General features: G+C 48.3%; 24 protein-coding genes, 16 tRNA genes and 1 pseudogene. 6 read left to right on the top strand and 35 right to left on the bottom strand.

The features are described 5' to 3' along the window. Nucleotides 1-2: 2 nt before the first annotated feature. Both ACFPYJ_RS27385 and ACFPYJ_RS27380 read right to left on the bottom strand, forming a co-directional pair. On the bottom strand, nt 3-530 hold the full coding sequence (locus ACFPYJ_RS27385; RefSeq protein WP_379191412.1) for a Ger(x)C family spore germination C-terminal domain-containing protein: 528 nt from the start codon (nt 528-530) through the stop codon (nt 3-5). Nucleotides 531-666: 136 nt separating this feature from the next. Further along, the gene (locus ACFPYJ_RS27380; RefSeq protein ID WP_379191411.1) at nt 667-912 is read right to left on the bottom strand and encodes a dethiobiotin synthase; all 246 of its coding nucleotides are present in this window, start codon (nt 910-912) and stop codon (nt 667-669) included. Between the two features lie 135 nt (nt 913-1,047). Here ACFPYJ_RS27380 and ACFPYJ_RS27375 point away from each other — a divergent pair. After that, nucleotides 1,048-1,343: pseudogene (locus ACFPYJ_RS27375) on the top strand (spore germination protein); the annotation flags it as partial. A gap of 874 nt (nt 1,344-2,217) precedes the next feature. Here the strand turns inward: ACFPYJ_RS27375 and ACFPYJ_RS27370 are convergent. Together ACFPYJ_RS27370 and ACFPYJ_RS27365 are read right to left on the bottom strand one after the other, a co-directional pair. After that, entirely contained in the window at nt 2,218-3,021 is an 804-nt protein-coding gene (locus ACFPYJ_RS27370; RefSeq protein ID WP_379191410.1) for a TrmH family RNA methyltransferase, read from the bottom strand. A gap of 8 nt (nt 3,022-3,029) precedes the next feature. Beyond that, nucleotides 3,030-3,695, bottom strand: coding sequence for a potassium channel family protein (locus tag ACFPYJ_RS27365; RefSeq protein ID WP_379191409.1), 666 nt, complete (start codon nt 3,693-3,695; stop codon nt 3,030-3,032). Nucleotides 3,696-3,843: 148 nt separating this feature from the next. On the opposite strand from ACFPYJ_RS27365, the gene sspI reads away from it, so the two are divergent. Continuing rightward, a complete protein-coding gene (gene sspI / locus ACFPYJ_RS27360) occupies nt 3,844-4,080 on the top strand; it encodes a small acid-soluble spore protein SspI (protein ID WP_379191408.1) in 237 nt (78 codons plus the stop codon). Here sspI and ACFPYJ_RS27355 read toward each other — a convergent pair. From ACFPYJ_RS27355 to ACFPYJ_RS27335, 5 genes are all read right to left on the bottom strand, one after another. Next, nucleotides 4,077-5,261 carry an alpha-D-ribose 1-methylphosphonate 5-triphosphate diphosphatase gene (locus ACFPYJ_RS27355; RefSeq protein WP_379191407.1) on the bottom strand — a complete coding sequence of 395 codons (1,185 nt, stop codon included), beginning with the start codon at nt 5,259-5,261 and terminating at the stop codon, nt 4,077-4,079. The genes sspI and ACFPYJ_RS27355 overlap by 4 nt on opposite strands. Before the next feature lie 160 nt (nt 5,262-5,421). Next, the gene (locus ACFPYJ_RS27350) at nt 5,422-6,516 is read right to left on the bottom strand and encodes a Gfo/Idh/MocA family protein (protein WP_379191406.1); all 1,095 of its coding nucleotides are present in this window, start codon (nt 6,514-6,516) and stop codon (nt 5,422-5,424) included. Nucleotides 6,517-6,566: 50 nt separating this feature from the next. Next, nucleotides 6,567-7,193, bottom strand: coding sequence for a ThuA domain-containing protein (locus ACFPYJ_RS27345; RefSeq protein ID WP_379191405.1), 627 nt, complete (start codon nt 7,191-7,193; stop codon nt 6,567-6,569). 32 nt (nt 7,194-7,225) lie between these two features. Beyond that, entirely contained in the window at nt 7,226-8,404 is a 1,179-nt protein-coding gene (locus ACFPYJ_RS27340; RefSeq protein WP_379191404.1) for a Gfo/Idh/MocA family protein, read from the bottom strand. Nucleotides 8,405-8,462: 58 nt separating this feature from the next. After that, complete coding sequence (locus ACFPYJ_RS27335; protein ID WP_379191427.1) at nt 8,463-9,497, bottom strand: LacI family DNA-binding transcriptional regulator; 1,035 nt, start codon at nt 9,495-9,497, stop codon at nt 8,463-8,465. Nucleotides 9,498-9,732: 235 nt separating this feature from the next. Here ACFPYJ_RS27335 and ACFPYJ_RS27330 point away from each other — a divergent pair, with 235 nt between their 5' ends. Further along, a complete protein-coding gene (locus tag ACFPYJ_RS27330) occupies nt 9,733-10,077 on the top strand; it encodes a TM2 domain-containing protein (protein WP_379191403.1) in 345 nt (114 codons plus the stop codon). Between the two features lie 10 nt (nt 10,078-10,087). Beyond that, a complete protein-coding gene (locus ACFPYJ_RS27325) occupies nt 10,088-10,522 on the top strand; it encodes an NINE protein (protein ID WP_379191402.1) in 435 nt (144 codons plus the stop codon). Between the two features lie 73 nt (nt 10,523-10,595). On the opposite strand, the gene ACFPYJ_RS27320 is transcribed toward ACFPYJ_RS27325, so the two are convergent. The 3 genes from ACFPYJ_RS27320 to ACFPYJ_RS27310 all read right to left on the bottom strand — a co-directional run bounded on the left by ACFPYJ_RS27320 (nt 10,596) and on the right by ACFPYJ_RS27310 (nt 14,885). Continuing rightward, nucleotides 10,596-12,182, bottom strand: coding sequence for a peptide chain release factor 3 (locus tag ACFPYJ_RS27320; RefSeq protein ID WP_379191401.1), 1,587 nt, complete (start codon nt 12,180-12,182; stop codon nt 10,596-10,598). 212 nt (nt 12,183-12,394) lie between these two features. Beyond that, a complete protein-coding gene (zwf, locus tag ACFPYJ_RS27315; RefSeq protein WP_379191400.1) occupies nt 12,395-13,942 on the bottom strand; it encodes a glucose-6-phosphate dehydrogenase in 1,548 nt (515 codons plus the stop codon). A 142-nt stretch (nt 13,943-14,084) separates the two neighbouring features. Further along, nucleotides 14,085-14,885: a YwmB family TATA-box binding protein gene (locus tag ACFPYJ_RS27310; RefSeq protein ID WP_379191399.1), complete on the bottom strand. Its 801-nt coding sequence runs from the start codon at nt 14,883-14,885 to the stop codon at nt 14,085-14,087. A 123-nt stretch (nt 14,886-15,008) separates the two neighbouring features. Here ACFPYJ_RS27310 and ACFPYJ_RS27305 point away from each other — a divergent pair, with 123 nt between their 5' ends. Beyond that, nucleotides 15,009-15,395: a hypothetical protein gene (locus ACFPYJ_RS27305; RefSeq protein WP_379191398.1), complete on the top strand. Its 387-nt coding sequence runs from the start codon at nt 15,009-15,011 to the stop codon at nt 15,393-15,395. Nucleotides 15,396-15,534: 139 nt separating this feature from the next. Here ACFPYJ_RS27305 and ACFPYJ_RS27300 read toward each other — a convergent pair whose 3' ends face one another. After that, nucleotides 15,535-16,845, bottom strand: a complete 1,311-nt coding sequence (locus tag ACFPYJ_RS27300) for a molybdopterin molybdotransferase MoeA (RefSeq protein ID WP_379191397.1) — start codon at nt 16,843-16,845, stop codon at nt 15,535-15,537. 269 nt (nt 16,846-17,114) lie between these two features. Here ACFPYJ_RS27300 and mobB point away from each other — a divergent pair, with 269 nt between their 5' ends. Beyond that, nucleotides 17,115-17,669 carry a molybdopterin-guanine dinucleotide biosynthesis protein B gene (mobB, locus tag ACFPYJ_RS27295; protein ID WP_379191396.1) on the top strand — a complete coding sequence of 185 codons (555 nt, stop codon included), beginning with the start codon at nt 17,115-17,117 and terminating at the stop codon, nt 17,667-17,669. A gap of 120 nt (nt 17,670-17,789) precedes the next feature. Here mobB and ACFPYJ_RS27290 read toward each other — a convergent pair whose 3' ends face one another. From ACFPYJ_RS27290 to ACFPYJ_RS27185, 22 genes are all read right to left on the bottom strand, one after another. Then, nucleotides 17,790-18,449, bottom strand: coding sequence for a response regulator transcription factor (locus tag ACFPYJ_RS27290; protein WP_465263371.1), 660 nt, complete (start codon nt 18,447-18,449; stop codon nt 17,790-17,792). A gap of 40 nt (nt 18,450-18,489) precedes the next feature. Next, nucleotides 18,490-19,566 (bottom strand): sensor histidine kinase, encoded by a 1,077-nt coding sequence (locus tag ACFPYJ_RS27285; protein WP_379191394.1) that lies wholly within the window; start codon nt 19,564-19,566, stop codon nt 18,490-18,492. A 137-nt stretch (nt 19,567-19,703) separates the two neighbouring features. Beyond that, nucleotides 19,704-20,405, bottom strand: coding sequence for a PspA/IM30 family protein (locus tag ACFPYJ_RS27280; protein WP_379191393.1), 702 nt, complete (start codon nt 20,403-20,405; stop codon nt 19,704-19,706). 2 nt (nt 20,406-20,407) lie between these two features. After that, a complete protein-coding gene (locus ACFPYJ_RS27275; RefSeq protein ID WP_379191392.1) occupies nt 20,408-20,890 on the bottom strand; it encodes a PspC domain-containing protein in 483 nt (160 codons plus the stop codon). Continuing rightward, the gene (locus ACFPYJ_RS27270) at nt 20,887-21,585 is read right to left on the bottom strand and encodes a PspA/IM30 family protein (RefSeq protein WP_379191390.1); all 699 of its coding nucleotides are present in this window, start codon (nt 21,583-21,585) and stop codon (nt 20,887-20,889) included. The genes ACFPYJ_RS27275 and ACFPYJ_RS27270 overlap by 4 nt, the downstream gene beginning before the upstream one ends. Before the next feature lie 53 nt (nt 21,586-21,638). Further along, on the bottom strand, nt 21,639-21,929 hold the full coding sequence (locus ACFPYJ_RS27265) for a LiaF transmembrane domain-containing protein (RefSeq protein WP_379191388.1): 291 nt from the start codon (nt 21,927-21,929) through the stop codon (nt 21,639-21,641). A gap of 700 nt (nt 21,930-22,629) precedes the next feature. Then, a tRNA-Leu gene (locus tag ACFPYJ_RS27260) sits at nt 22,630-22,711 on the bottom strand. 8 nt (nt 22,712-22,719) lie between these two features. Further along, nucleotides 22,720-22,796, bottom strand: a tRNA-Arg gene (locus tag ACFPYJ_RS27255). A 22-nt stretch (nt 22,797-22,818) separates the two neighbouring features. Further along, nucleotides 22,819-22,892 (bottom strand) — tRNA-Cys (locus ACFPYJ_RS27250). A gap of 11 nt (nt 22,893-22,903) precedes the next feature. Next, nucleotides 22,904-22,978, bottom strand: a tRNA-Gly gene (locus tag ACFPYJ_RS27245). A 6-nt stretch (nt 22,979-22,984) separates the two neighbouring features. Beyond that, a tRNA-Gln gene (locus ACFPYJ_RS27240) sits at nt 22,985-23,059 on the bottom strand. A 24-nt stretch (nt 23,060-23,083) separates the two neighbouring features. Further along, nucleotides 23,084-23,159 (bottom strand) — tRNA-His (locus tag ACFPYJ_RS27235). A gap of 18 nt (nt 23,160-23,177) precedes the next feature. Continuing rightward, nucleotides 23,178-23,251 (bottom strand) — tRNA-Trp (locus ACFPYJ_RS27230). A 6-nt stretch (nt 23,252-23,257) separates the two neighbouring features. Beyond that, nucleotides 23,258-23,342 (bottom strand) — tRNA-Tyr (locus tag ACFPYJ_RS27225). A 4-nt stretch (nt 23,343-23,346) separates the two neighbouring features. Further along, nucleotides 23,347-23,422: transfer RNA gene (locus ACFPYJ_RS27220), tRNA-Thr, on the bottom strand. A 20-nt stretch (nt 23,423-23,442) separates the two neighbouring features. Then, nucleotides 23,443-23,518, bottom strand: a tRNA-Phe gene (locus tag ACFPYJ_RS27215). Nucleotides 23,519-23,537: 19 nt separating this feature from the next. After that, nucleotides 23,538-23,614, bottom strand: a tRNA-Asp gene (locus ACFPYJ_RS27210). 34 nt (nt 23,615-23,648) lie between these two features. After that, nucleotides 23,649-23,725: transfer RNA gene (locus ACFPYJ_RS27205), tRNA-Met, on the bottom strand. A gap of 28 nt (nt 23,726-23,753) precedes the next feature. Next, a tRNA-Val gene (locus tag ACFPYJ_RS27200) sits at nt 23,754-23,829 on the bottom strand. An 82-nt stretch (nt 23,830-23,911) separates the two neighbouring features. Continuing rightward, a tRNA-Glu gene (locus ACFPYJ_RS27195) sits at nt 23,912-23,986 on the bottom strand. Between the two features lie 6 nt (nt 23,987-23,992). Beyond that, nucleotides 23,993-24,083, bottom strand: a tRNA-Ser gene (locus ACFPYJ_RS27190). A gap of 3 nt (nt 24,084-24,086) precedes the next feature. Next, nucleotides 24,087-24,162: transfer RNA gene (locus ACFPYJ_RS27185), tRNA-Asn, on the bottom strand. Between the last annotated feature and the right edge of the window lie 131 nt (nt 24,163-24,293).

The raw sequence follows: 24,293 nt of genomic DNA, 5'->3' as shown, positions 1-24,293 counted from the left end.
TCCTACTTGGCATATAAGGGTTTTTCCACAGTCGTCAAGGAATTTGTAATTTTGACAGAAACCCGAACCTCAAAATCTGCTTCCGAATAGCGTTTGTCCCAATCACTTTTCCATTTTTTCCATATCTTTGTATGATCACGGTAGAGCATATTGCCAATACCCAATAAATCGATTTTTTCTCTTTGAGTGAGATGAATAGTTTTCATAAGGTGTTTCTCCATATACTGCTCCACATTCCTCATAAATTTCACTTCATCTTCGCGAGTCTCCAACTTTGAGCATTTTAACTCACTTATGTTTCCACTCATTTTGACGTCAACTTTCACTTTGAGCTTACCTGAATTAAGAATTGATTTTGACTTCGTCTTGATTGTTTGTACCTCAATCGATTCAATCATATGCTTCTTATTATTGCCAACCTTTTCGCAAGGAACTTGCAAAACACCTGATTTAAATTGATTCGTGAGCATAAGAACGTCCTTGGCTTGTCCACCAGTGAGAGTGCCTGTCATCTTCCCGTTTTTTATCATCGCTATGCCCGATAATGTCACTTGGTTTGTTTGTGTTAGCGATGCGAGCGGAAGTGCGATAACTACCTCAAAACGGTCAGCGTCATGTGGTCGTGATTTATGATTGGGGCGTCTGATACTGTGAGTAGCGAGTGATTTAACGTTCCCAGACCGGAACGAGATACGACCAGGGTCGTATGCGAAGCTCCGAGATCAAGTCAATCACAAGAAAATCCTCTGACAACGTTACTCCAACGCCACCTGCGCCTTCGATGAGCAATACCTCATAACGTTTGATTATGGTTCCCCTGCGGCGATGAGTTGCTTTAATGTGAGGGTCACGCCTGCATGCTTGGCGGCTAGGGAAAGGGGTAAGCGGTGCTTCAAATCTAAAAGGCGCCACTGCCTCTGGCCGCTCATCAATACCCGTGCTTGATCAAATCCCAGATGGGTGGCAGCTCCGATCTACTGATCAAAGAGGTTACTCTCGGTAGTAGCGGAATTCTTGCGGTGCTTATCTATATGGACGATGGACGTGCAAGGCATTCCCTTCCCAGCCTTTATCGAAGCGCTTTTTATGGAAATTACCTTTGAACTGCTGCACGAAGAGCGTTCGCATGCCCAAAGCGATTGGCACCTCAATTTCCATTATCGGCGCACTGGTGCTTGGAGCCGAACTTGTATCGGCGGCGATGGTGACCGTCATATCCATGACAGCGATTTCCAGTTTTCTTTTTCCCAAGTATAGAGATTGGGATATCGACTCGGCTGCTGCGTTTCGCATTCATGGGATTGGCCGCATCTTTCGGATTATTCGGTATCATCGTTATGTTGGGATCGCCAGCCGGACAGTCGGGATATGAATAATAAGATCAAGGAAGACCGGAAAGGAAACATAAGTATGGATGTGTACGATTCCAGGGGCGTTGTAAAAGGAAAGGTAATAAATGGAGGAAAAGGAATTCGAACATAGAGTCTAGGCCATCATCGATTAGACGATTCGCAAAGTACAAAAAGACTTTAACTCCGATATTTTCGGTTTTTGCGAAGGCGATTCATCGAGCCGACTCGAGATATTGAAAAAAAATGGAAGACTAGCGAGGAGTTTGCCAAACTGCCGATTCGAGTCGAAGTCGATATAATAACCAGACTTACGGGTACGGAAACGAATTCGTTCATTACAGAGCTTGAAAAGAAGGAGTGAGAATCGTTATGTGGGCTATATTCGGCATATTTGCTGCAGGAGCGATTTTCGTTGCTATTGAAGTGGCTCCTCTTCTGCAGCATAAACAAAAGAGGATTTGTGGGCGTTTTCCATCCTGCTCATCATGGCTTTGAGCCTATGTATGATGAGGACATCGAAAGTGTCATCATGTTCGTGCCTATCGCAAACACGATCCAATTAACCACGATAATTTGATCGGTGTTTTCCTTGAGTCAGGCTTATCTGCGGGGATCTGGACTATGAGCCTTCATGCGACAAGAGTAACGAACGGCAAATTTCATGCTTGGATCGAGCGAGATGATCCTAACATACTCCAGCCGAATAGCCAATCCAAATTCGCTTCGCCTAGTGACAATTCCCACACGCTTGGTTCCATTGATTGCGGGCATAAAAGTATCGTAGTAGGCTCTTACAACGCTAATGATCGCAACAATTTGTATTACGTAAATGAATTACAGCTCACACCACAGATAAGTTGATCTATTACGCATATTTCCGCTGCCGCAGCGCCTCATACAGAAGCACTGTGCCAGCCATCGCCACATTCAACGATTCCGACTGCCCATGCATCGGAATGATTACGTTCTCATCCACCATCTCCAGGGAATACGAGGATAATCCATTCGATTCATTCCCGAGCAGCAGCCATGTAGGCCCGCTCCAGTCATAGCCGTAGCAGGTTGCCGATGCCTGCAGGCTTGTCCCGACAAGTCGAATGCCCTGCTTCTTCGCTTCCGGCAGCAGCTCGGCCAAGTCTGCTTCGATGATCGGCAGATGAAAAAGCGACCCCATCGTCGAGCGGACTGTCTTGGGGTTGTATAGATCAACGCTGCCCCGGCCAAGTACAACAGCATCAGCACCTACAGCGTCAGCGCTTCGGATAATCGTTCCAACATTACCGGGATCACGGACACCATCCAGCACAACGACAAGTGATTGCGCTTTGAACAAGGCAGCTGCTTCTTCGTAGCGTGATTTGGCTACAACGCCAAATACAGGCGGCGGCGAATCCGTTCCTGTACATTTGGCCATGATGCCGGTAGTCGCCTCGATCAGAGTACAGTCCGCATTCTGAAGCAGCTTCTTCAGCTCCGCAGGAATACCGCGCTCAGCATCAAATACGATGGTTTGCACATCTGCACCGGCAAGCAAAGCTTCCTGAACCAGATGCACGCCCTCAATCAGAAACTGTCCCGTCCGGTCCCGGTGCTTCTTCTCCAGAAGCGCAGCCATTGCTTTTACAGTATCATTTTGTAAAGATGTAAGACTTAATATCGATTTACTCACGTTTAGCTTCAGCCTTCCGCGTAGACAATTTCAAGGTTTGCCAGATCAGCATTTTTGCCCACAATAACTAAGATATCGTTTTCTTTGATCACATCTTCCGCATAAGGAGAAATATTCATCTGATCGTTGGTCTTGATCGCCAATACGTTGCATTTATATTTGGCCCTTATATCGAGCTGCTTGAGATTCTTCCCAATCGTTGGTCCCGGAGCCTTCATCTCCACAATGCTGTAATCGTCTGAGAGCTCAATATAATCAAGGATATTCGGAGATATTAAATGATGGGCTACACGCATCCCCATATCACGCTCCGGATAAACAACTTTATCCGCACCTATCTTGTTCAGCACTTTACCATGAAGTTCATTTTGAGCTTTTACGATCAGCTTCGGCACACCTAAATCCTTCAGGATCAGCGTTGTCAAAATACTGGCTTGAATGTCAGCGCCAATCGCAACGACGACGACGTCAAAATTGCGTATTCCCAGTGCCCGCAGCGCTTCTTCGTCCGTGGTGTCAGCTGAAACCGCATGTGTGACAGAACCGACAACCTCTTGAATTTTCTGCTCACTCGAATCGATGGCTAGAACCTCGAAGCCCAGATTCGACAGGGAACTAGCCACGCTTGAACCAAAGCGGCCCATCCCAATGACTGCATACTGCTTTTTCGCCACGTTTGCACACCCTTTACACATGGATAATAACGCTACTTTGACTTATTATACCACAGTTCAAAGGCGGAGCCGAAAGCAAGCTCCAGCATGAAAAGAATCGCTCCGGGTTATATTAAGTCCGAAATCGAGTGATGATGGAGGGGTCCGGTTGAACAATCTTGATTTGAGGCAAGCAATCGTCCGTCGCGTACAGGGCAAGTCAGGTGAAGAGCTCACCGATGTAATTGAAAGTTCGATCGGCAACGATGAGCGGGCACTTCCCGGTCTTGGCGTTTTGTTCGAAATGATCTGGAAAAGCAGTGAAGCAACCGAACATAATAAAATGGTGGAGACACTTTATAATCATCTCCAAGATGCTGAATCAGCTCCGCCTAGTCCAAGTTAAATGGTGTCACTTGTATAGACGATTTTCCCGTTCACTAAAGTATGCTTCACCCATGGATGCTGCTCATACCGGTCAACGATAATGAGATCCGCGGCTTTACCCTCCGTGAGGGAACCGCAATAATGGTCTATTCGAGCAGCCTTTGCCGCATTCAGAGAGGCCATTGCCGCTGCCTGCCACAAGGGTAAGATCCCTTCATCCGACAGCTTGAAAATAGCGGTTAACAGTGAGGATGGATGGTAATCCGAGCATAAAATATGAGCGGCTCCGGCGGTGATTGCATCCGCTGCACGCAAATTTCGATCGTGGGAACCGCCGCGCACGACATTCGGCGCTCCCACGCATACATACATGCCCTGCTCCGCTGCATATTGAGCCGTTTCAAGCGTAATCGGGAATTCGCTTATTGTACTGCCCAGCTGTCTGGACTGCTCCGCTCTCTTCGGTGAATCATCATCATGCGAGGAGACGGCAATCCCTCGGGCAGCCGCCAGTTCTCCAAGCTTATGCAGCTTCTCCCAATCCACCTGCGCTCTTCGCTCGTTCAATTCATCAACAATGGCTTTCACTTCGTACACGTCAACGCCCTGATTTTTCATAACATAACGCTCAAAAGAGCCTTCCTCGCGATATTGCCCTTGGCCTGGAGAATGATCCATTAGAGATAAGTAATCGATAATCCCCTCACGGACATACTGCTCGACGATCGGATAACCCGCCAAATGTGAAACCTCATACCGCAGATGAATCAGGCTGTGCACCATAGACCTTTTACAGCGGTATTGACGGATCAGCTCGACTAGCTGTGTGAGAATATGATCCCCGCGCAGACTCAATCCTACACCTAGAGACAAGGAATGATACATGGACGTAATGCCGTGCAGAGGCAGCTTGCGCTCAAATTCCATGAACGCCATATCAAGCGGGAACAGTGTGCCAGGTCTTGGCTGAACCTCTTTCTCAATGGCATCGCAATGCAGATCAATAAGCCCTGGCAGCACATATTTACCTGATGCATCTATCGTAACCGTTTCTGTTTCATCGTCATTAAGCTTACTGGAGCTGTTATTGGCAGTGGCATCAAGTTCAATCCGGCTAATTAATCCGTTCCTGATCCACAGATTTCCTACAGCCGTGCGATCCGGTAAAACTAATTGCCCGCCGCGAATCATGAGTTGCATGCTCTTATATCCTCTCTAAACACGTTTGTACAGACATACCTATTGTAAACGAATTGCAAATAAAAATCAGCTTGCTAAAGAGCAAGCTGACAAAGGATGGTTTATTTTGTTAGCTTGATCTAGAGCAAGCTGACAAAGGATGGTTTATTTTGTTAGCTAATTAGTTCGATTGTTTCTCAAGCGCCGGCATCGGCTCAGGACGCTCGCATGTGCTTTCCATCATATAATGCTTGCCATCACGGGAAGCATCGTGAATACCATGCATAGCTTCCAGAACGTGATAAGCCATCGCTCCGTTCGCACGGTGCTGGCCGCCTTCTCTAATGGCACGGGCCATATCGGCAACACCAATTCCGCGGTTATTGTCCGTGTAGCCATGTGTCAATTCGATCTCTTCCCAGTCTCCGCCGGCGCGGCGCAGCTTCACACTTCCGCCAAAGCCATTCGGATCCGGCACGAGCAAGGTTCCTGCACTGCCATGAATCTCAATATTGGGAAGCGAAGTTCCTGCCTTCGTATCGAAGCTTGTGATAAGCGTGCCCACAGCACCGCCTTCAAAATCAAGCACACTCGCAAGATGCGTTGGGGTCTCAACTGTAATTTTGTTGCCGCGTTTCTTCTCGCTGGTAATTGTGCGCTCTGGATAAGAAATAACCGCAGAGCCGGTAACACGGCGAATAGGTCCGAGCAGAGTAACGAAAGCTGTTAAGTAGTAAGGACCCATATCAAACATAGGTCCGCCGCCGATTTGGTAGTAGAACTCCGGATCCGGGTGCCAGCTCTCATGACCGCCGCAGAGCATGAAGCCTGATGCCGATATCGGCGTTCCGATTGCGCCCTCATCGATAAGCTTCCGGCAAGTTTGAATACCACCGCCAAGGAAAGTTTCCGGGGCGCTTGCTACGCGGAGACCTTTCTCCGCTGCAAGAGCAAGCACTTGTTTGCCTTCTTCACGAGTAACAACAATTGGTTTCTCCACGTATACATGCTTGCCCGCTTCAAGAGCTTGCAGACATACGGACGCATGTGCTTTAGGAATAGTCAGGTTAACGACGATTTCGATTTCCGGATCCGCCATAAGTTGATCGACCGTGTAGGCTTTCTCCAGACCAAACTCTTCCGCACGCTGCTGCGCACGGGCAAGATCAATGTCTGCTGCCGCTACTAAATCAACTTCCGGATATTTTTTAAGATTTGTAAAATACACATGGCTAATATTCCCGCAGCCAACGATACCGACTTTAACTTTACTCATTCGAATAATCCCCCAGTACGATGATTAATGGATTAGTTAGATGATCGTGACTATGAACGTGCTGCCCACAGAAATCCTCTGCGCATCAATTCTTTTGTTTGCGGCATTTCAACGATATTAGCTTGATGTCCAAGCGTGTTGTAGTACACGCGGCCCTGGCCCCATGTTTTCGTCCATACGACAGGCATTTTCACATCGCCGAAAGATGTTGTTGCATGCACTTTGATCGCTGGATCAACATGCATATAGTACTGCTCCGAGGACACCTCGAAATCGCCGATTCCTTGTGTAAGCGGATCTGCTGCATCGACCATGTTTACATCGTAACGAACGCCGTCATTGCCCGGATGAGCGACCCATTGGCCGCCTACCATGTATTGATAATCTACTTCATTGCGGAAGGAATCTCCCATTCCTCCGTGACAGCCGGCAATGCCGCAGCCTGCTTGAACGGTATTAAGCAGCGGACGCAGCTGCTCTTGCGAGATCTCTCCCATCGTCCATACGGGTACGATCAGATCAAGCTGAGCCATAAGTTCGGCATCCTTAAAAGCGTCCAGCGTATCAGACACCGTTACTTCAAAGTTCTCTTCGCGCAAAACAGCAGCAAAGATTTCTCCAACTTCCTTCGGTTGATGGCCATCCCATCCACCCCATACGATCAGTGCTTTTCTCATTGTTCCCATCCTTATCTGCGTTATATTTAAACTTATCGAAGCTCAGAAATCGCAACCCAGCGGCGTTCTTCAATGGATTTATCGACAGCTTCAAGCACCGCTTGGCATTCGACTCCATCCACGAAGTTTGGAACCGGCTGACGGTCTTCTGCAATTGCATTCATGAATTCAAGCATTTCATGCGTGAATGTATGCTCGTAGCCAATCGTATGACCAGCAGGCCACCATGCATCCATGTACGCATGAGACGGATCAGTTGCAAGTACGCGGCGGAAGCCTTGAACATCCTCAGCATCATCTGTGAAAAAAACCTGAAGCTCGTTCATACGTTCAAAATCGAATTTGATACTGCCTTTACTGCCGTTTATTTCAAAAGTATTCGTACAGCGATGCCCTGGTGCGAAACGCGTGGCTTCAATACTTCCAAGTGCGCCGTCGGCAAAACGGGCCAAGAATACGGTTGCATCATCTACTGTAACTTCTCCAAGCTGAGCAGACTTGTCACCTTTAGCGCTTAGGCCTGTAGCACTAAGGCCTGTCATCGCAGTTGCAATTGGACGCTCCTTCACGAAGGTCTCGCTCATGCCGATAACTTCTTGGAATTCACCAACCAGGAACCGTGCCATATCAATGACATGCGCGCCAAGATCGCCATGTGAACCGGAACCGGCAATCTCCTTCTGGAGACGCCATACAAGCGGGAAGCTTGGATCAACGATCCAATCCTGCAGAAAGAGACCTCTGAAGTGATTAATTTTACCGATACGCCCTTCGGAAATGAGCTTTTTCGCTAATTGAACCGCCGGTACAAAGCGATAGTTGAAGCCAACCATATGTTTGATCCCTGCTTGCTCTGCTGCTTTGAGCATTTCAACAGAATCCGCTAAGTTCAGGGCAAGCGGCTTCTCACAGAAGATATGCTTTCCGGCCGCTGCGGCTGCAAGCGCTATTTCTTTATGGGCATCACTCGGCGCATTGATGTCAACAACATCAATGTCATCGCGTTTGACAAGCTCCCGCCAATCGGTTACTGCGCTCTCCCATCCGAACTGCTCACGCGCTTTCTCTAAACCCTCTGCATCACGGCCGCAGATGGCTTTCATTTCCGGCTTTGATACTTTAGGAAAGAACATTGGCAGCGCACGATATGCGTTGCTGTGTGCTTTACCCATAAATTTGTAGCCAATCATCCCAATGCGAATGTTACTCATTGATTATTTCCGCCTCTCATAAAATTTAGTTTATTATAAATAGAATGAATAGATTGATTTATGATTCTGTAAAAGCCACGGCTGCAGATGAAGCGCGTTCAATCAGCTTAACAGGCAATTTCACTGCAAAAGAGTTGCGCGGATCCGATATCGTATCGAGCAATCTTGAGGCTGCGGCGCACCCAACCTCGTAGAACGGCACTTGAATGGATGATAATGGCGGATCGGTCAATCTCGCCCCGTCTGAATCATCACATCCGATTAAAGCGACATCTTTCCCAACCTGAATACCAAGCTCCTTCAAACCCTGCAAAAGTCCAATAGCCATCCGATCGTTCGCCGCTATTACAGCATCCGTTCGACCTTCTCTTATGAGCCAAGCAACCGCTTCCGCTTGTTTATAACCGCTCTTGCGGCTGTAATTGCCGACTAGTACCATGGAACGATCATAAGTAAGACCTGCTTCCTCAATACCCTGCCGGTAACCATCAAGACGGTCCAAACTATTCGAATACACAGCAGGCCCATTCAAGAACAAAATCCGTTTGAAGCCTCTCTCAGCAAGATGCTTTACTGCTTGGCAGCTGCCCATCTGATGATCGGCATCCACCGTGTTGAAGGATTCGCCATCAAACCGCTGATTCACAAGGCAAAAAGGATGACGGCCATCTTGAAGCTCAGCGAGCGCCGCTCGTTCATTGGGCACATCCTGCGCGCCAAGCACGATACAGGCATCCACTTTTTGAGTACGGAACAAATTCACATAGTCCCTCGGTTCATCCGGCTCCCGAAACAGCATTAGCAGGTCATAACCGCGCTGCTTGGCTGTAATGCCAATGCCGCTTAATACTTCCGAGAAGTAAAAAGTGGAGAATAGATTTACTTTGGGCAGCATAGGGAGGATAACTCCTAAATTACCGCTTCTTCGCAAGGCAAAGCGCTGAGCCAGCGCGCTGGGCACATAATTCAGCTGCTGCGCGGCTTCCATGACTCGCTTGCGGGTTTCCTCCTTCACCGGTCCGACGCCGTTCAATACTCGCGAAACCGTCGCTTCCGACACACCCGCAAGCTTGGCGACCTCTTTTCTGTGGATAGGTCCTTCCTCCGTTCAATTGATAATAAATATACAATGTACACGCGTACATTTTCTCATGAAGCTGTGCCAGTGTCAACCTAAAAACCGCTATGTTTTTAACATTTTCAAGCGCTTCAAATTACTGCGGCATAATGCTTTTAATTTATATATTCCTTGTTGAAACAACAGATTCATTCGCATATACTATATAAGGCTAATTTCGAACATTTTACTACAAAAGGGGACGTTTACGATGATTTACAACATTGCTCAAAAAAGCCAGCTTGATGCTCGCGAGCTATTACTTCTGGATCAGGAAGTAAAAAATCACGGAAAGAACATGGTCGTCGCCTACCTGCTTTGGTTTTTTATCGGCTCTTTCGGCGCACACCGTTTTTACATGAAGAAAACCGGATCCGCAGTAGCACAGCTTATTCTTACGATTACTGTTATTGGATATATTGTATCCGGTATTTGGGTACTCATTGATGCCTTCCTGCTTCATACCTGGGTGAAAGAAGAAAATCAGAGAATCGAAGATCAAATCATCAACGATCTGATTTCACAAAAGCATTTCCATAATGCAATGAATCGCTAGGAGCGCAGGCATGCTCAATAAACAGGATTTATCGTTAAATGAGCTGATGGTTTTCTCATCCGAGCTTAAGCGAAATGAGAAATCGGCGGCCATCGCTTACTTGATGCTGCTGGGCGGACATCTGGGGCTGCACCGGTTTTACTTAAAGAGAAAATGGACTGCCGTCATTCAGCTGCTGCTTTTTATCATGGCTTCAATCTTTTATCTGATGATGTATCTTTCCTCCGCAATCGGCTCAGACGGCCTCATTATTGCTTCTATTATTCTTTTCGCATTATCTGCGATTGCCCTTTTCATTTGGATTGTTGTCGATTTGTTTCTGCTACCTCGCATGATCAAGGAATTTAACGGGGCGATTGAAAGAGATATACTCAGTCAAATGGAGCATTATCGAACAATGGAGCAGCTTTCTGGAAGAAGCGTACCAAGTCTAATCAAGGAATAATACGTTATCTAATGGATCATCACAAATAAAGGACCTCACCGTCGCCAATTTGGCATTGTGAGGTCCTTTATTGTTATGGTGCAGTCTCCAGAAACTTGGACGTCGGATTCTTCTCCATCGCCGTACGCATCGCGTACTCATTCTCAAAAAGAGCAACATAGTTATCTTTTTTGTCTTTGACGAGAGTGGAGTTAATCCGGTATTTGGAAGGATCGATCTTATCGTCGACGATCCAGCGGGCAAACTGGAAGGTCATCCGGTGAAGCTGAATTTCCACCCCGTACTCCGCTCGCATCCGATACTCAAACACCTCAAATTGAAGATGTCCGACTACGCCAAGAATCGTTTCCTCGAAACCGCCGGTAGATTGAAACACCTGGATGGTGCCTTCCTCTGTCAGCTGGTTAATGCCCTTCTGATACTGCTTGTATTTCAGGGCATTCTTAACCGTAACTTTGGCGAAGATCTCGGGGGAGAAGGTAGGAAGCTCATCGAACACAACCTCAGTGCCTTGTGATAACGAATCGCCAATTCGGAAAATCCCCGGATCAAACAAACCAATAATGTCACCAGGGTATGCCGACTCTACGATATCCCTGTCCTGTGCAAGGAACTGCTGCGGCTGAGACAGCTTAATATCCTTACCCGCCCTGACATGGCGTACACTCATGCCTCGTTCGAACCTTCCAGAGCAAATCCGAAGGAAAGCAATACGGTCCCGGTGTGCCGGGTTCATATTCGCTTGGATTTTGAATACATAACCCGAGAACTTCTCGTTGGTTGGTTCGACCAAACCTTCGGTGGTGTTTCGCGGAGTCGGTGACGGCGCAAGCTGAAGGAAGTTCTCCAGGAATGTTTGTACCCCGAAGTTGTTCACGGCACTTCCGAAGAAGAGCGGCGTCAATTCCCCTGCTTGAACCTTTTCATAATCAAATGGGTCCCCTGCTACATCGAGCAGCTCTAGGTCTTGAACGAGCTGATCATGCAGATAGTCTCCCGCCATATCGCGAATAACCGTATCCTTGTAGTCCGTAACCTTCTGGACTGAGATCGTCGAATGATCGTTACCTTTGAACAGCTCGACTTGGTTTTTCATACGATCGTAGACGCCGCATAGCTCGCGTCCCATACCAATCGGCCAGTTCATCGGCACAGCACGGATACCAAGCACCCGCTCCAGCTCTTCCATCAGCTCAAACGGACTTTGTCCTTCACGATCGAGCTTATTAATAAACGTGAAAATCGGAATCCCGCGTTTACGGCAGACTTGGAACAGCTTTATCGTTTGTGCCTCGACGCCCTTAGCAACGTCGATAAGCATAACAGCACTGTCCGCTGCCGTCAGCGTCCGATACGTATCTTCACTGAAATCTTGGTGACCAGGAGTGTCAAGAATATTGATGCGATGCCCCTGATAATCAAACTGCATAACTGATGACGTAACCGAGATTCCACGCTGCTTCTCGATTTCCATCCAGTCACTTGTTGCATGGCGGCTTGCTTTACGCGCTTTAACCGACCCTGCTTCGCGAATGGCACCGCCGAACAGCAGCAGCTTCTCCGTCAAGGTTGTTTTTCCCGCATCCGGGTGAGAAATAATGGCGAACGTGCGCCGCTTCTCTACTTCTCGTTTTAATTCATCCGATATTGTTTTACTCATCTTGTTTTCCCTTCATTTTCACATGCAGCGGTTCAGGATGCGTAGACCCGCTCCCCTTCCTGGTACACGCTGCCAAAGCTGATGATGATCTTCTTAGAACATCATCTTAGCATATGCAGCGGAGCATTCAAGTGCAGCAAGGGTAACGCATCCCAACCAATTGATGGCAAATCATATTAAACGCAGGATTACGGGCCAATACAATAGCCTCGTTATTTCCCGCCTCCTGAAAGCCAGATCACATTATCTTCTTCCTGGCCGTTTACCGTCCACCAGTGGAAACCATCTTGGGCAAGAAGCTCGTCTGTGCGTTCTGGCCCCCATGATCCAGCCGGATAGAACTGCAGGCTGGTGCTGTCCTCGCGCCATGCTTCTGCAAACCGATCCACATACGACCACGCTTCTGCCACTTCATCCCAACGGGTGAAATAGGTCGACTCTCCGCGTACCGCGTCATAAATCAGGCGCTCATAAGCTTCCGGAGTATTAATTCCGATGAGACAGCTTTGGCAGAATTCCATAGAGACCGGCTGCACAACATTATCTACACCAGGTTTTTTTGCATTGATTTTGAAATAAATGCCTTCCATCGGGTTAACGCGGATAACGAGCAAATTCGGCGCAAGATCATGCCGGCGTGCGAAGAGGACATTATCCGGCACATTTTTGAACTCGATGACGATCTCCGTCGTTTTAACCGGAAGGCGTTTGCCGGTACGGATATAGAACGGTACGCCGGCCCAGCGGAAGTTGTCCAGGAAAACTCGGGCAGCGACATACGTCTCGGTCAGAGATTCCGAATTAACCGAATCCTCTTCACGATAGCCGTTTAGCGATTTGTTTTTGGACGATCCCTCTGAGTATTGGCCGCGCACGACATGCTTGTTAACTTCATCATGATTCTCATAAGGACGCAGAGAGCGAAGCACCTTTACCTTCTCATCGCGAATATCTTCCGGATGAAGGCGGCTTGGCGGCTCCATGGCGATCATTGTGAGCATTTGCATCATATGGTTTTGAACCATGTCGCGAAGGGCTCCGGACTTATCATAATACCCGCCGCGTTCTTCGACACCAACGGTTTCCGAAAGTGTAATTTGCACGTTCGCAATATGTTTGTTATTCCAGAGCGGTTCGAAGAAAGCATTCGCAAACCGGATGACTTCGATATTTTGAACCATTTCTTTACCCAAGTAATGATCGATCCGGTAGATCTCCTCTTCTTTGAATACTTGGCTAAGCTGACCATTAAGTTTGCGTGCCGATTCCAAATCATATCCGAAAGGCTTCTCAATAACGAGGCGCTTCCATCCTTTGGATTCCAGAAGTCCGCCATCACGCATATTAAATGAAACAGGTCCGAATAGATCAGGTGCAAGCGCCAAGTAAAACAGGCGGTTACCTGGAATATCAAACTTCGCATCAAGCTCTTCGGTCAGATTGTTCAATTGACGGAAACCATCAACATTGTTGATATCCAGCGACATATAGACAAAGTGCTCAGCAAATTTGTTCCAATTCGCAGTATCTTCAACTTTATAACGGCAGAACTCATCGATGGATCCACGTAGATCAGAGCGGAATTGTTCGTTGGTCCGTGGTCTGCGGGCTAATCCGACAACGGCGAAATCTTCAGCCAGTTTCCCTTCTTTATATAAACTAAATAACGCGGGAAAAAGCTTTCTCCGCGCCAGGTCGCCGGTAGCACCGAATAAATAATAAACCGCACCCGCTGCGGCAATAGTGTCTTGTTTGCTCACGTCGGTATTTACCTCTTTTTCTGTTATGTATTTTTATGCCGCTTGCTAATAATCAAAGTTCATGTTATGTAGTTTAACATATTGGAACGGTAGAAGCTATTGATCCCCATATAAAATAATCTGATCACAGCTGATATTTCTGCTAATCCTCTACTGTGTAATCCCCAGTAATTAATGGCACGCCGATGATTAATTCAGCGGCTGCTCCCGGTGCTGGGCCGGTTTCGGCTATTTGCAGATTCACCCTTTTTGTCCCGCTTTTCACCTCAGTAGTAAGCTTTGGGCTCCAATACGTTATACTGCTTGTATGCCCATCCTCGTAGTTTTCTTGCTGCTTAGCCGCCGCGTCATGTGCAATCCGTTCAGCTGCGTCAGCCTCAACAGGAATACCCCGAACGGAAAAACTGCCGGTTATGCTTTCATCTGCAGCCTTGATTACCTGCTCGATTTCGACTATCGACGCTTTAATTGAATCAAACGGTAAGCCTGCTCCCGGTTCAAGAAGCATAACCAAATCGACGTCCGCATCCCCCAAAGTGTCATCAGGCAGTGTTCCGGCTTGTAAAGGCTGATGAATCCAAACCGTAAGCTTATTATATCCATCTGCTTCATTCGTTTCCCCATCAAATGTGCCTGTTGAGGCTTTTTTTAAAAGAATGCCCCAGTTCGCCGCTAATTTCGCAGCTTCGCTTCCCTTTAATCTGCCATCCCATCGAAATGACCAGCGTGCATCAATTGCGCCTCCTGCCAGTACTTGCGTGCTCCACGACCATATAACAGAGAAATCCTTTTGCAAGGGACTGCTCGCCGAAACGCTGTTTGTACGTACATGCCATAAGGTCCAGCCTACAGTAATAAGCAGGATGAGGCAGGCTGCAGCTATGCCATTCCAATTAGACCTCTTCTTCGAAATTGACATTCCTTTGGAAGTAGATGGATTCATGGGGTCAGGACTCACTCCTTATAAAGAAGCTTCAGATCCAGCAATTGCTGGGTGAATAACCATACGCATCCGCCCCTAGGTGAATACACTGACAGGAGAAAAGCCTGGGAGGTATCAACAACGATGGAACCGATATACCCGCTCCATGAAGACCGTATTAATCAGTTTTGCGGTGTTCCAGTATGCATCGTGACTCATGAAGGAAACCGGCATGTAGGCATTCTCACGAGCTGTCGTAACGGCAGAGTCACGCTTAATGGCGATGGCCAATCTGAGCAGCCAACAACCGTATCAACCGCTACTCAGGGCAAGGTCACAAATGGTAAAGGGAAATATAAGAAAAAAGGCCAAAAGGGAGATAAGCCAGTCGAAGCAAAGGAGCATGTGAAAGCACAGACGCAATCTGCTTACCCCTATGACCCATACTATGGGTATGGACCCTATCACCCTTTTGCTGAAGCCTTTGCTATCGATTTATCCCTTATCGCATTTTTGTTTCTTCTGCTTTAATCAGGAGACGCCCGGTGCCTTGCACAGCATCTTATGCGAGGAACGGGCTTTTGCTCTTCCTAAGCTTGTCCAGCCTGTTTTGCAGCTGCAGATGAACGGAATTTTCGTAAACTCATATCTGTAATTGCTTGCTTCCAAGTCAGAGAAGAAGAAGAACTTCGACGATGGATCCTTTTGCCAATCCATCCGGTCCGGCAGGAATTCGGATCAAACCGTCTGCTTCGGGTATAGAGGCGAGCATGCTTGATTTGTTAAAAGCTAATGGATCAGCATGCAGACATCCGTCATTCGTAAACAGCCGCGTACGTACAAAACGAACATGAGGACTGCCTTTGTCAAAATCACTCTCCAGCTTAGCTGTTACTGCTCTTGGCTGCGAGGCTTCTATCGAAGCACCTTGAAGACGAAGAAGAGCAGGTTTTACGAACAGTTCAAACCCTACGAAACATGCTCCGGGGTTGCCTGACAATGCGATCAGAAGTTTGCCGTCCACTAATGCGGCCGAGGTGGGGCTTCCTGGCTTCATAGCCACTTTATCGAACAGCAGCTTTGCCGTTTTATAATCCAGGAATCGCTCTGTTATCCCCCCGCTGCCTTCTCTTATGCTTCGCATAACTGCAGCCATCACATCAAAATCTCCTACGGAGACACCTCCGGTAGTCACGATAAGATCGGCTTGTTCATAAGCTTGAACCAATACGCTCAAAATTGCACCCGGATCATCGCTCATACATCCCATCTGAAGCGGTACACCCCCGCTTTGCTCAATCAGGGCGGCAACCATGGCGCTGTTGCTGTCGCGTATGCTTCCCGGTACAAGTGGAGCTGTCACCGGAAGCAGCTCGTCCCCTGTGGCTATAACCGCCACCCTGGGCCGCTTGAATACCGGCACGTTGGCATAGCCGAACGTACCCAGCAGAGCGGCGTGGCCGGGACGAATCCGTGTCCCTGGCTCCGCAATTACGCTGCCCAGGCGAAATTCCTCGCCTGGCTTCGCGATATTCTGGCCCAGACTTGCCGCGGCCTTGACGCGTACCGCCGGCAGCCCGTCCAAGTCAGCATCCGCGGTCTGCTCCAGCATGACGACCGCGTCCGCCCCTGCGGGCACAGCCCCACCCGTCATAATGCGGGTGGCGCAGCCCGGCTCCACGGTCGCTGCGGCAAGTTCTCCCGCAGCGACCGACTCAAGGACGCGCAGCGTCACCGGGCTGTCCGGTGACGCCAGCACCGTATCCGCGCTGCGGACGGCATACCCGTCCATTCCGGACCGCGCAAAAGGCGGCCAGTCGGTCGTAGCGCTCAGCGACTCCGCCAGTCTGCGGCCGCCTGCCTGCCACAGCGGCACGCGCTCTTTCTCTCCCGGCAGCGCCGATTCTACCACGAGCTGAATCGCTTGCTCCACCTTGATTGCGCGACGATTAAAGCGTGAAGCTCCTTGAAGCTGCTGCACAATCCGTCTCTCCTCCTACTTTCCTACGTTACAGTACGGCTTGATTTATCATGTTCATTTATTCAGGAATAATCATTGCCTTAAGCCATTATTCGATTCAGTCGTCCAATCATCGTTCTCTTCTATTTATTAGAATCTTCTATATTGTACCAAAAGTAATTTCACTGCTCCAGCGAATGTAGGCTCTTTTTCGGCAGGGAAGTATGATACATTTAAACCGACAGCCCTATTATACAATTCAACCTTAGCAGAAAGGAGCATCCTGCTTCTTGAATAATCCAATGCCCGCAACTAATCCAGTCATCCTGCAGATTGTCGGCTACAAGAACAGCGGTAAAACAACGCTTATTACCGAGCTCATCCGGCACTTGAAGCAAGCAAACATCACCATTGGCACAGTGAAACATGATGCTCATCAATTTCAAATGGATTACCCCGGAACCGACACATGGAAACATCAAGAGGCCGGAGCAGATGTAACCGCCATCAGCTCCTCCACCCGCAGCGCCATTCTTCGGAGCTCTCCGCAGCCTCTCTCTGCGCTGATTGAGCAAATGAAAGAGGTCACCATCGTCTTAGTGGAAGGCTTCAAGCAGGAGCCCTATCCTAAGCTTGTTCTGCTTCGTACATCCGAGGACTTCGAACTGCTGCATACGGTGAGCAACCCCATTGCAGCGATTTTATGGCCGCAGGCAATAGAAAGTCTGCCTCCGTCTGAGCGTATGTCCGCCAATATCCAGAACAATGATAATAATCAGATTCAACTAATTGAGCTCAGTAATTTCGACGCGATTTTCAACTTCGTTAAATCCTTTATTAGCTAAGCCTCCTAGCTTAGATTATCTTCATCAAGCACAAGAATCACAATTAGCTCAGATAAGCAGCAAAGCCGCCCTTGTACAAGCAATGGCGGCTTTCATTCATCCTGACTATTCTCCGGCTCGTTACTCAGCCAAGCCATGCTTATGCGCATAAATCGCTGCTTGTGTCCGATCGTCAACTCCCAGCTTGGCAAATATATTCGTCACATGGAACTTGACCGTCTTAATGCCGATAAAGAGCTCCTCCGCTACCTCTTGATTGGACTGCCCCTTGGCGACACATTTCAAAACATCCATTTCGCGCTCTGTCAGCAGCTCATGCAGAGGTTTTGCTGTCTCTGCTTTTGGCTGTCTGAAGCGGTTCATCATTTTCGCCGCCACCTGAGACTCCAGTACGGATTGACCTCTGGCTGCAGCTCGTATCGCATCGGCAATTTCATTAGCGCGGGAGGTTTTTAACAAATAGCTGAATGCGCCCGCTTCAATAACGGGATACATTTTATTGTCATCCAGATAACTTGTAAGCACGATGACTTTGCAGTCCGGATACAGCTCAAGCAGCTTGCGGGTTGTTTCAATGCCGTCCATCCCATCCATAACCAAATCCATCAATACGACATCTGGCCGATAGGCTTGTGCAAGACGGATGCCTTCCATTCCGTTGCTTGCTTCACCGACAACCTCGATGCCTTCCTCCGTATTCAGCACAGCTGCCAAGCCGATACGAACCATCTCATGGTCATCCACGAGAAGGACTTTAATGTACGCCTCGCTTGATTCCATTTGTTCAATCGCTCCCATCACGCACGTTTCCCCTTCCCACTTATAATGAAGCAGGTACCCATAAATCTATTATAACGCCTTGACCTGATGATGTGGTCAGCTGCATGGAGCCGCCCAGCACATTCACGCGCTCCTCCATCGTGAGCAATCCGTAAGACGTCTGTTTCTTCTCTTCGAGATTAAATCCGACCCCGTTATCTTGAAAGGTTAGTCGGACATGATTATCTGCATGCTGCAAATGAATAATTAACTGATCAGCTTTGGAATGCCTTAAAGTATTAGAGAGAGCTTCTTGCGCAATACGAAACAAATGATCCTCTGCAACCGGATTAAGTTTAACCGTTGGATCAACCTGCAGCATAATATTCATCGGAACCTTCTGCTTCAATTCCTCAATTAAACTGTGCAGGGCCTGACCTAGATTTTTCCCATCCAGATGAACGGGACGAAGATGAAGCAATAATGCGCGCATCTCCGATTGAGCCACAGACGCCATCTCTTCAATAAGCTGAACCTGACGCTTGGCCCGATCCCAATCCTTCTCCAATGTACGGCTTACAGCAGTCGCTGTCATCGATATAGCAAACAGCTGCTGGCTGACCGCATCATGGAGCTCTCTTGCAAGCCGTTGACGCTCCTCGATTACAGCAGAGAAACGCACCTTCTCCGTCCATGCTTCCTCCTCTTCCGTGAAGCTTTCCGGAGCTGCTACCACTTCACCGTCTTCGTAGGGCAGCGTTACGCGCTGCCGCTTGCGCCTTTGCTGATCGGTTAATCGCTTAATGGCAGCGCGAAGCTTCAATCCCTGCAGATAGCTGTACGCCGCGGCTGCTACAAGGGCAACAGCGATGACAGACAATGCAATTGCCGCCGACTTACTCTGCAAGGCAAATAGCTTCACATAACCGGTTCCCTGCATAACCAGGACAATTAGTCCAAGAATAACAAGCACCCATAATACGGTTTCAGCCGCATTACCCCGTTTCTCCGGAACACCTGGTGGCGGTCCGCCGCGCTCCATACGATAGGCAGAAGCAGGCATCGGCTCCACTGGCTCCGATTGATTCGACCGATTAACAGCCTCTTCATTCGAAGCTGGAGACGATTTGTCAAGCATTACAGTTGACCCCTCTCTATGTATCCATAAAAACAAGCCAGCGGTCGACGCTTATCTAATAAGTGTCGACCGTCTTGGCTTATTCATGCGCAGCATCGCAATGTTCTTGTTTGTATTTATTTCTACTGCTTGAATCTCTATTCCTGCTCTTTCGTTAAAGAAGGAGGATTCAATTTACTTTTCAAGGCTTGAAGCTGCTCTTCAACCTTCTGCTGCTTGGCAGGATCAGCAGAACCTACTGCTGGCGAATTATTATAGCCGCTTGAAAAAGGGACGCGTGCAACCTCTGCTTCTGCTTCGAGCTGCATAATTTTCTCTTCCATCCGATTAAAACCGCGTGATGCATTGCCGCTTTCAATGGAATTCACTGACGTTACTTGAGCCATTTGTTTCTTCGCTTTGGCCATTTGAGCACGTGCAGCAAGCTCATTTCGCTTATTGCGAAGCTGGTAGAATTCATCCTTCATGCTGTGAAGCTGCTGCTTAAGCTCTTCAGCTTGAGCCTTCGCTCCAGCGTAGAGTTCGGTATATTCAGCTGTTTTTTGATCGAAGAAGATTTTCTCTTCGAGATACTTACGGGCAACTTCCTCTTGGCCTCCACGAATCGCCGCTTCAGCCTTCGATTCACGATCCACACCGCCACGTACGGATTCATCCAGACGCTGTTTCATGCGGCGCTCGCTTGCCATTTGTTTCGCTACCGTTAATTCGGCCTGATGAATCTCAGCCTCCATATCACGCAAATATTGATTCAACATGACTACCGGATCTTCCATTTTGTCCAGAAGCTCATGCACCGATGCCTTCGTCATATCTTTCATCCGTTTAAAAATACTCATAGTTAAAACTCTCCCTTCTCATGCTTGGCTAATTTTGCGCGAAGTTCTTCGATTTCTTTACGCAATGCTTTTTTCTCCAAATCATCCATCATTGCATCTATATTTGAGGCAGATGCTGCGGGCTGCTGCCAATTCGCCCCGCTCTGTCCCGGAGGATTCGTATAGGGTCCTCCATAACCAGAGCCTGGGTTCGAATGGGAGCCGTGTTGATGTCCGCCGCCGTTCCATCCGCCATATCCGCCAGAACCGAAACCATTTGGATTATATCCGCCAGCTCCAGGACCAAACCCTCCGAAAGGATTCGCTTCTTTAGGAACAACCAGTCCTGCTAGAATATAAACCAAGATCAATGCGCCGCTTGAAAAAACGGTGATGACAATGAGAAGAATCCGCAGCAGCGTCGCATCGACATTCAGCATCTCGGCAAGTCCGCCGCATAAGCCAAATAGCTTCTTGTCGCGGCGCGACCGATACAGTTTCTTCATGACGATTTCCATCCTTCCTGCTGTAGTTTGCGTTTCAACTGCTCAAGCTCGTTCTCAATAACAGATTGTACCGCTTCCCCTGCACTAGTTAAAAACGATTGTCCGGCTTTACGAAGATCACGTAAGCTGCGTGCTTCTAGCTCCATATCACTGATCCGATCTTCAAGCCTGCGGAACATTCCCTCCGGCTGTTGACCCGAAGGCGCGCCAGCCAGGCCGCCTCCAGCGTATCTTGCATTCATTCGCTGCTGCAGCCGTAATGATTCCATCCGTGCTGCGTAATATTCACGTTTATCATAGACTGTTTGATATTCACTACGCAGCTCTCGAAGCTGCTCTTCCAGGTCCTGTGCATTTTGCTGCGTTTGCTCATACAGCTCTCTATATTGGACAGCCCGTTCTTCACTTGCGGCTTTTTCGTGAAGCGCCATACGTGCTACATGTTCTTCACCGGCTTTCAATGCGGTCAATGCCTGCTGCTCTCGTTTATCCTTGAGCTGCTCAGCCTGCAGCCACTGCATCTTCAGATTGTTACCATGTGCTGCATACTGCTGATATAAACGCTCGGCCTGAATGATTTCCTCCCTAGTTGACCATAGAAACTGATCAATCAGCTTAACGGGATCCTCGGCTTTCTCCAGCCGTTCGTTTAGTGTAGCGACTGTTATGTCGCGTACTCGCTTGATGATGCTCATCGATAAACCTCCTTTATATGAATCTTTATGAAGTTGATTCGGTTATGGGTGTGTTATACCCTTCTTTTACCTTTAAACATGGATACGCCCCAACAGATGATTCCGATTGCCAGCAGAAGAGCGAAGATTCCAGCTAGTTTGCCAAGGAGCATTACTGCACCAACCACAACCAGGATACCACCGATAACCTTTCGGTTGTTGTTCAGCCCGATAGCACCAAGGCCGATTAAGATAAAAGGCATTAACAAACCAACAATCCAACCCAAGTGAATACCGAGAAATTTCATAACCATCAGACCGCCTACGACAACTAATAAAGCGCCAATTGCTGATTTCCCATTCATTATTTGTGTCACCGCCTTTCGAATTTTGTTCGATTTATAAGTTACATTTCGTTGCTGCTGCGATTGAAGTTATTCATCGCTTGCTTATGTACTTATTGTAGGTGTTTTCTAGCGATTCCAAAACGGACTAGCGACGGTTTTTCATCCTAGACCTCAGTCGGGGATACGACCCACCCGCAGACCGAACGCGGCAAAATTTCCAGATAGACAGGATTCAACCCTCCCTAATACAGTGTTCTTGTACAGCAGGTGTTAGGGTTGGAATCGTAGTTTCTTAACGGCGAGTTCCATCATTCGAAGAATAACATTTTCTTTGATTACATCTGCGGGTACTTTTCGGGCGCAGTTGCTACGTCCTGGGACTCAAGTAGATGGAGGAATTTATTCAATTCCATTTTATAAATCGTGAGAGTGTGTTTGCTAACATTGCGGATCTTACACTCGCGAAGAAATAGGTGCATGGCGGATTCAAAATTATCCACTACGCAGGGTGGTTTATGTTACGGAGATAGCTGAGCGGGATTCAACCGGTTATTTCGACGTACCATTTATAGCGCCCCTTTACACGATTTTAGTCGTGCGAGGAAACAGCGTTAATTGACAGTAGTCTCGTCATACTAACCTAAGTATAATACGCCTATAAACATCAAAAAACGTTGACTATACTTGCGTACAGTCAACGTCATATCAGCATAAATTATGGTGCCGGCGAGAGGACTCGAACCTCCACGGTTTCCCTCACGATTTTGAGTCGCGCGCGTCTGCCATTCCGCCACGCCGGCATAATTAATGGCGTGCCCTAAAAGATTCGAACTCCTGACCTTTTGATTCGTAGTCAAATGCTCTATCCAGCTGAGCTAAGGGCACAAACATCATTGAAATAAAATTGTGGAGGCGCCACCCAGATTCGAACTGGGGGTAAAGCTTTTGCAGAGCTCTGCCTTACCACTTGGCTATGGCGCCATTTAAAAAGATGGAGCGGAAGACGGGAATCGAACCCGCGACCCTCGCCTTGGCAAGGCGATGCTCTACCGCTGAGCCACTTCCGCACATAATGGCTGGGGATCTAGGATTCGAACCTAGGGATGACGGAGTCAAAGTCCGTTGCCTTACCGCTTGGCTAATCCCCATTATGTAGTTGATTGTTGTAATTATGGGGCGACCGATGGGACTTGAACCCACGAATGCCGGATCCACAAACCGGTGCGTTAACCCCTTCGCCACGATCGCCACAAAAAGTTATTCATTTGGCAGGGGCAGCAGGAATTGAACCCACACCAACGGTTTTGGAGACCGTTGTTCTACCCTTAAACTATGCCCCTAAAAACTGGTGGAGGATGATGGATTCGAACCACCGAACTCAGAGAGAGCAGATTTACAGTCTGCCGTGTTTAGCCACTTCACTAATCCTCCATGATGGTGCCGGCGAGAGGATTCGAACCCCCGACCTACTGATTACAAGTCAGTTGCTCTACCAACTGAGCTACACCGGCATATTCACTTATTGCTAAAATGGTGGCTCGGGACGGAATCGAACCGCCGACACGAGGATTTTCAGTCCTCTGCTCTACCGACTGAGCTACCGAGCCGTTTGAGCTTTAAGTTGAATGGCGGAGCTGACGGGATTCGAACCCGCGGTCTCCTGCGTGACAGGCAGGCATGTTGGGCCACTACACCACAGCTCCACAGTAATTATTCGGAAATAGTCCGAAAGTTGATTGGTTGCGGGGGCAGGATTTGAACCTGCGGCCTTCGGGTTATGAGCCCGACGAGCTACCGGGCTGCTCCACCCCGCGTCATTAAGAAGGTATTCATTTGTATAGATGGTGGAGGCTGACGGGATCGAACCGCCGACCCTCTGCTTGTAAGGCAGATGCTCTCCCAGCTGAGCTAAGCCTCCATGTTATTGAGCGACAATTAATACTATAACTCATATTCTGTGCTTATTGCAAGTCCTTTTTTATAGCATTTCTTGGTAATAATGGTGACCCGTAGGGGACTCGAACCCCTGTTACCTCCGTGAAAGGGAGGTGTCTTAACCACTTGACCAACGGGCCTTAATCTGGCGGAGAGAGAGGGATTCGAACCCTCGAGGCGCGGTTAACACCTACACGATTTCCAATCGTGCTCCTTCGACCACTCGGACACCTCTCCATATGGCTCCCCGAACAGGACTCGAACCTGTGACAACTCGATTAACAGTCGAGTGCTCTACCAACTGAGCTATCAGGGAATAAGAAAATTTCAGGCTGTTACACCCTGAAAACTGGATATGAACCTTTGCGATTGGTTACCATTAGCTGAGTTGTCACGGTTTCACGTAGATCCCGGAGCCCTTGCGCTCATCTGCGATGAGACGCGTAG

Source organism: Paenibacillus solisilvae (assembly GCF_042656405.1).
GTDB classification, from domain to species: domain Bacteria; phylum Bacillota; class Bacilli; order Paenibacillales; family Paenibacillaceae; genus Paenibacillus_Z; species Paenibacillus_Z solisilvae.
This window is presented reverse-complemented; position numbering and strand designations above follow the sequence as displayed.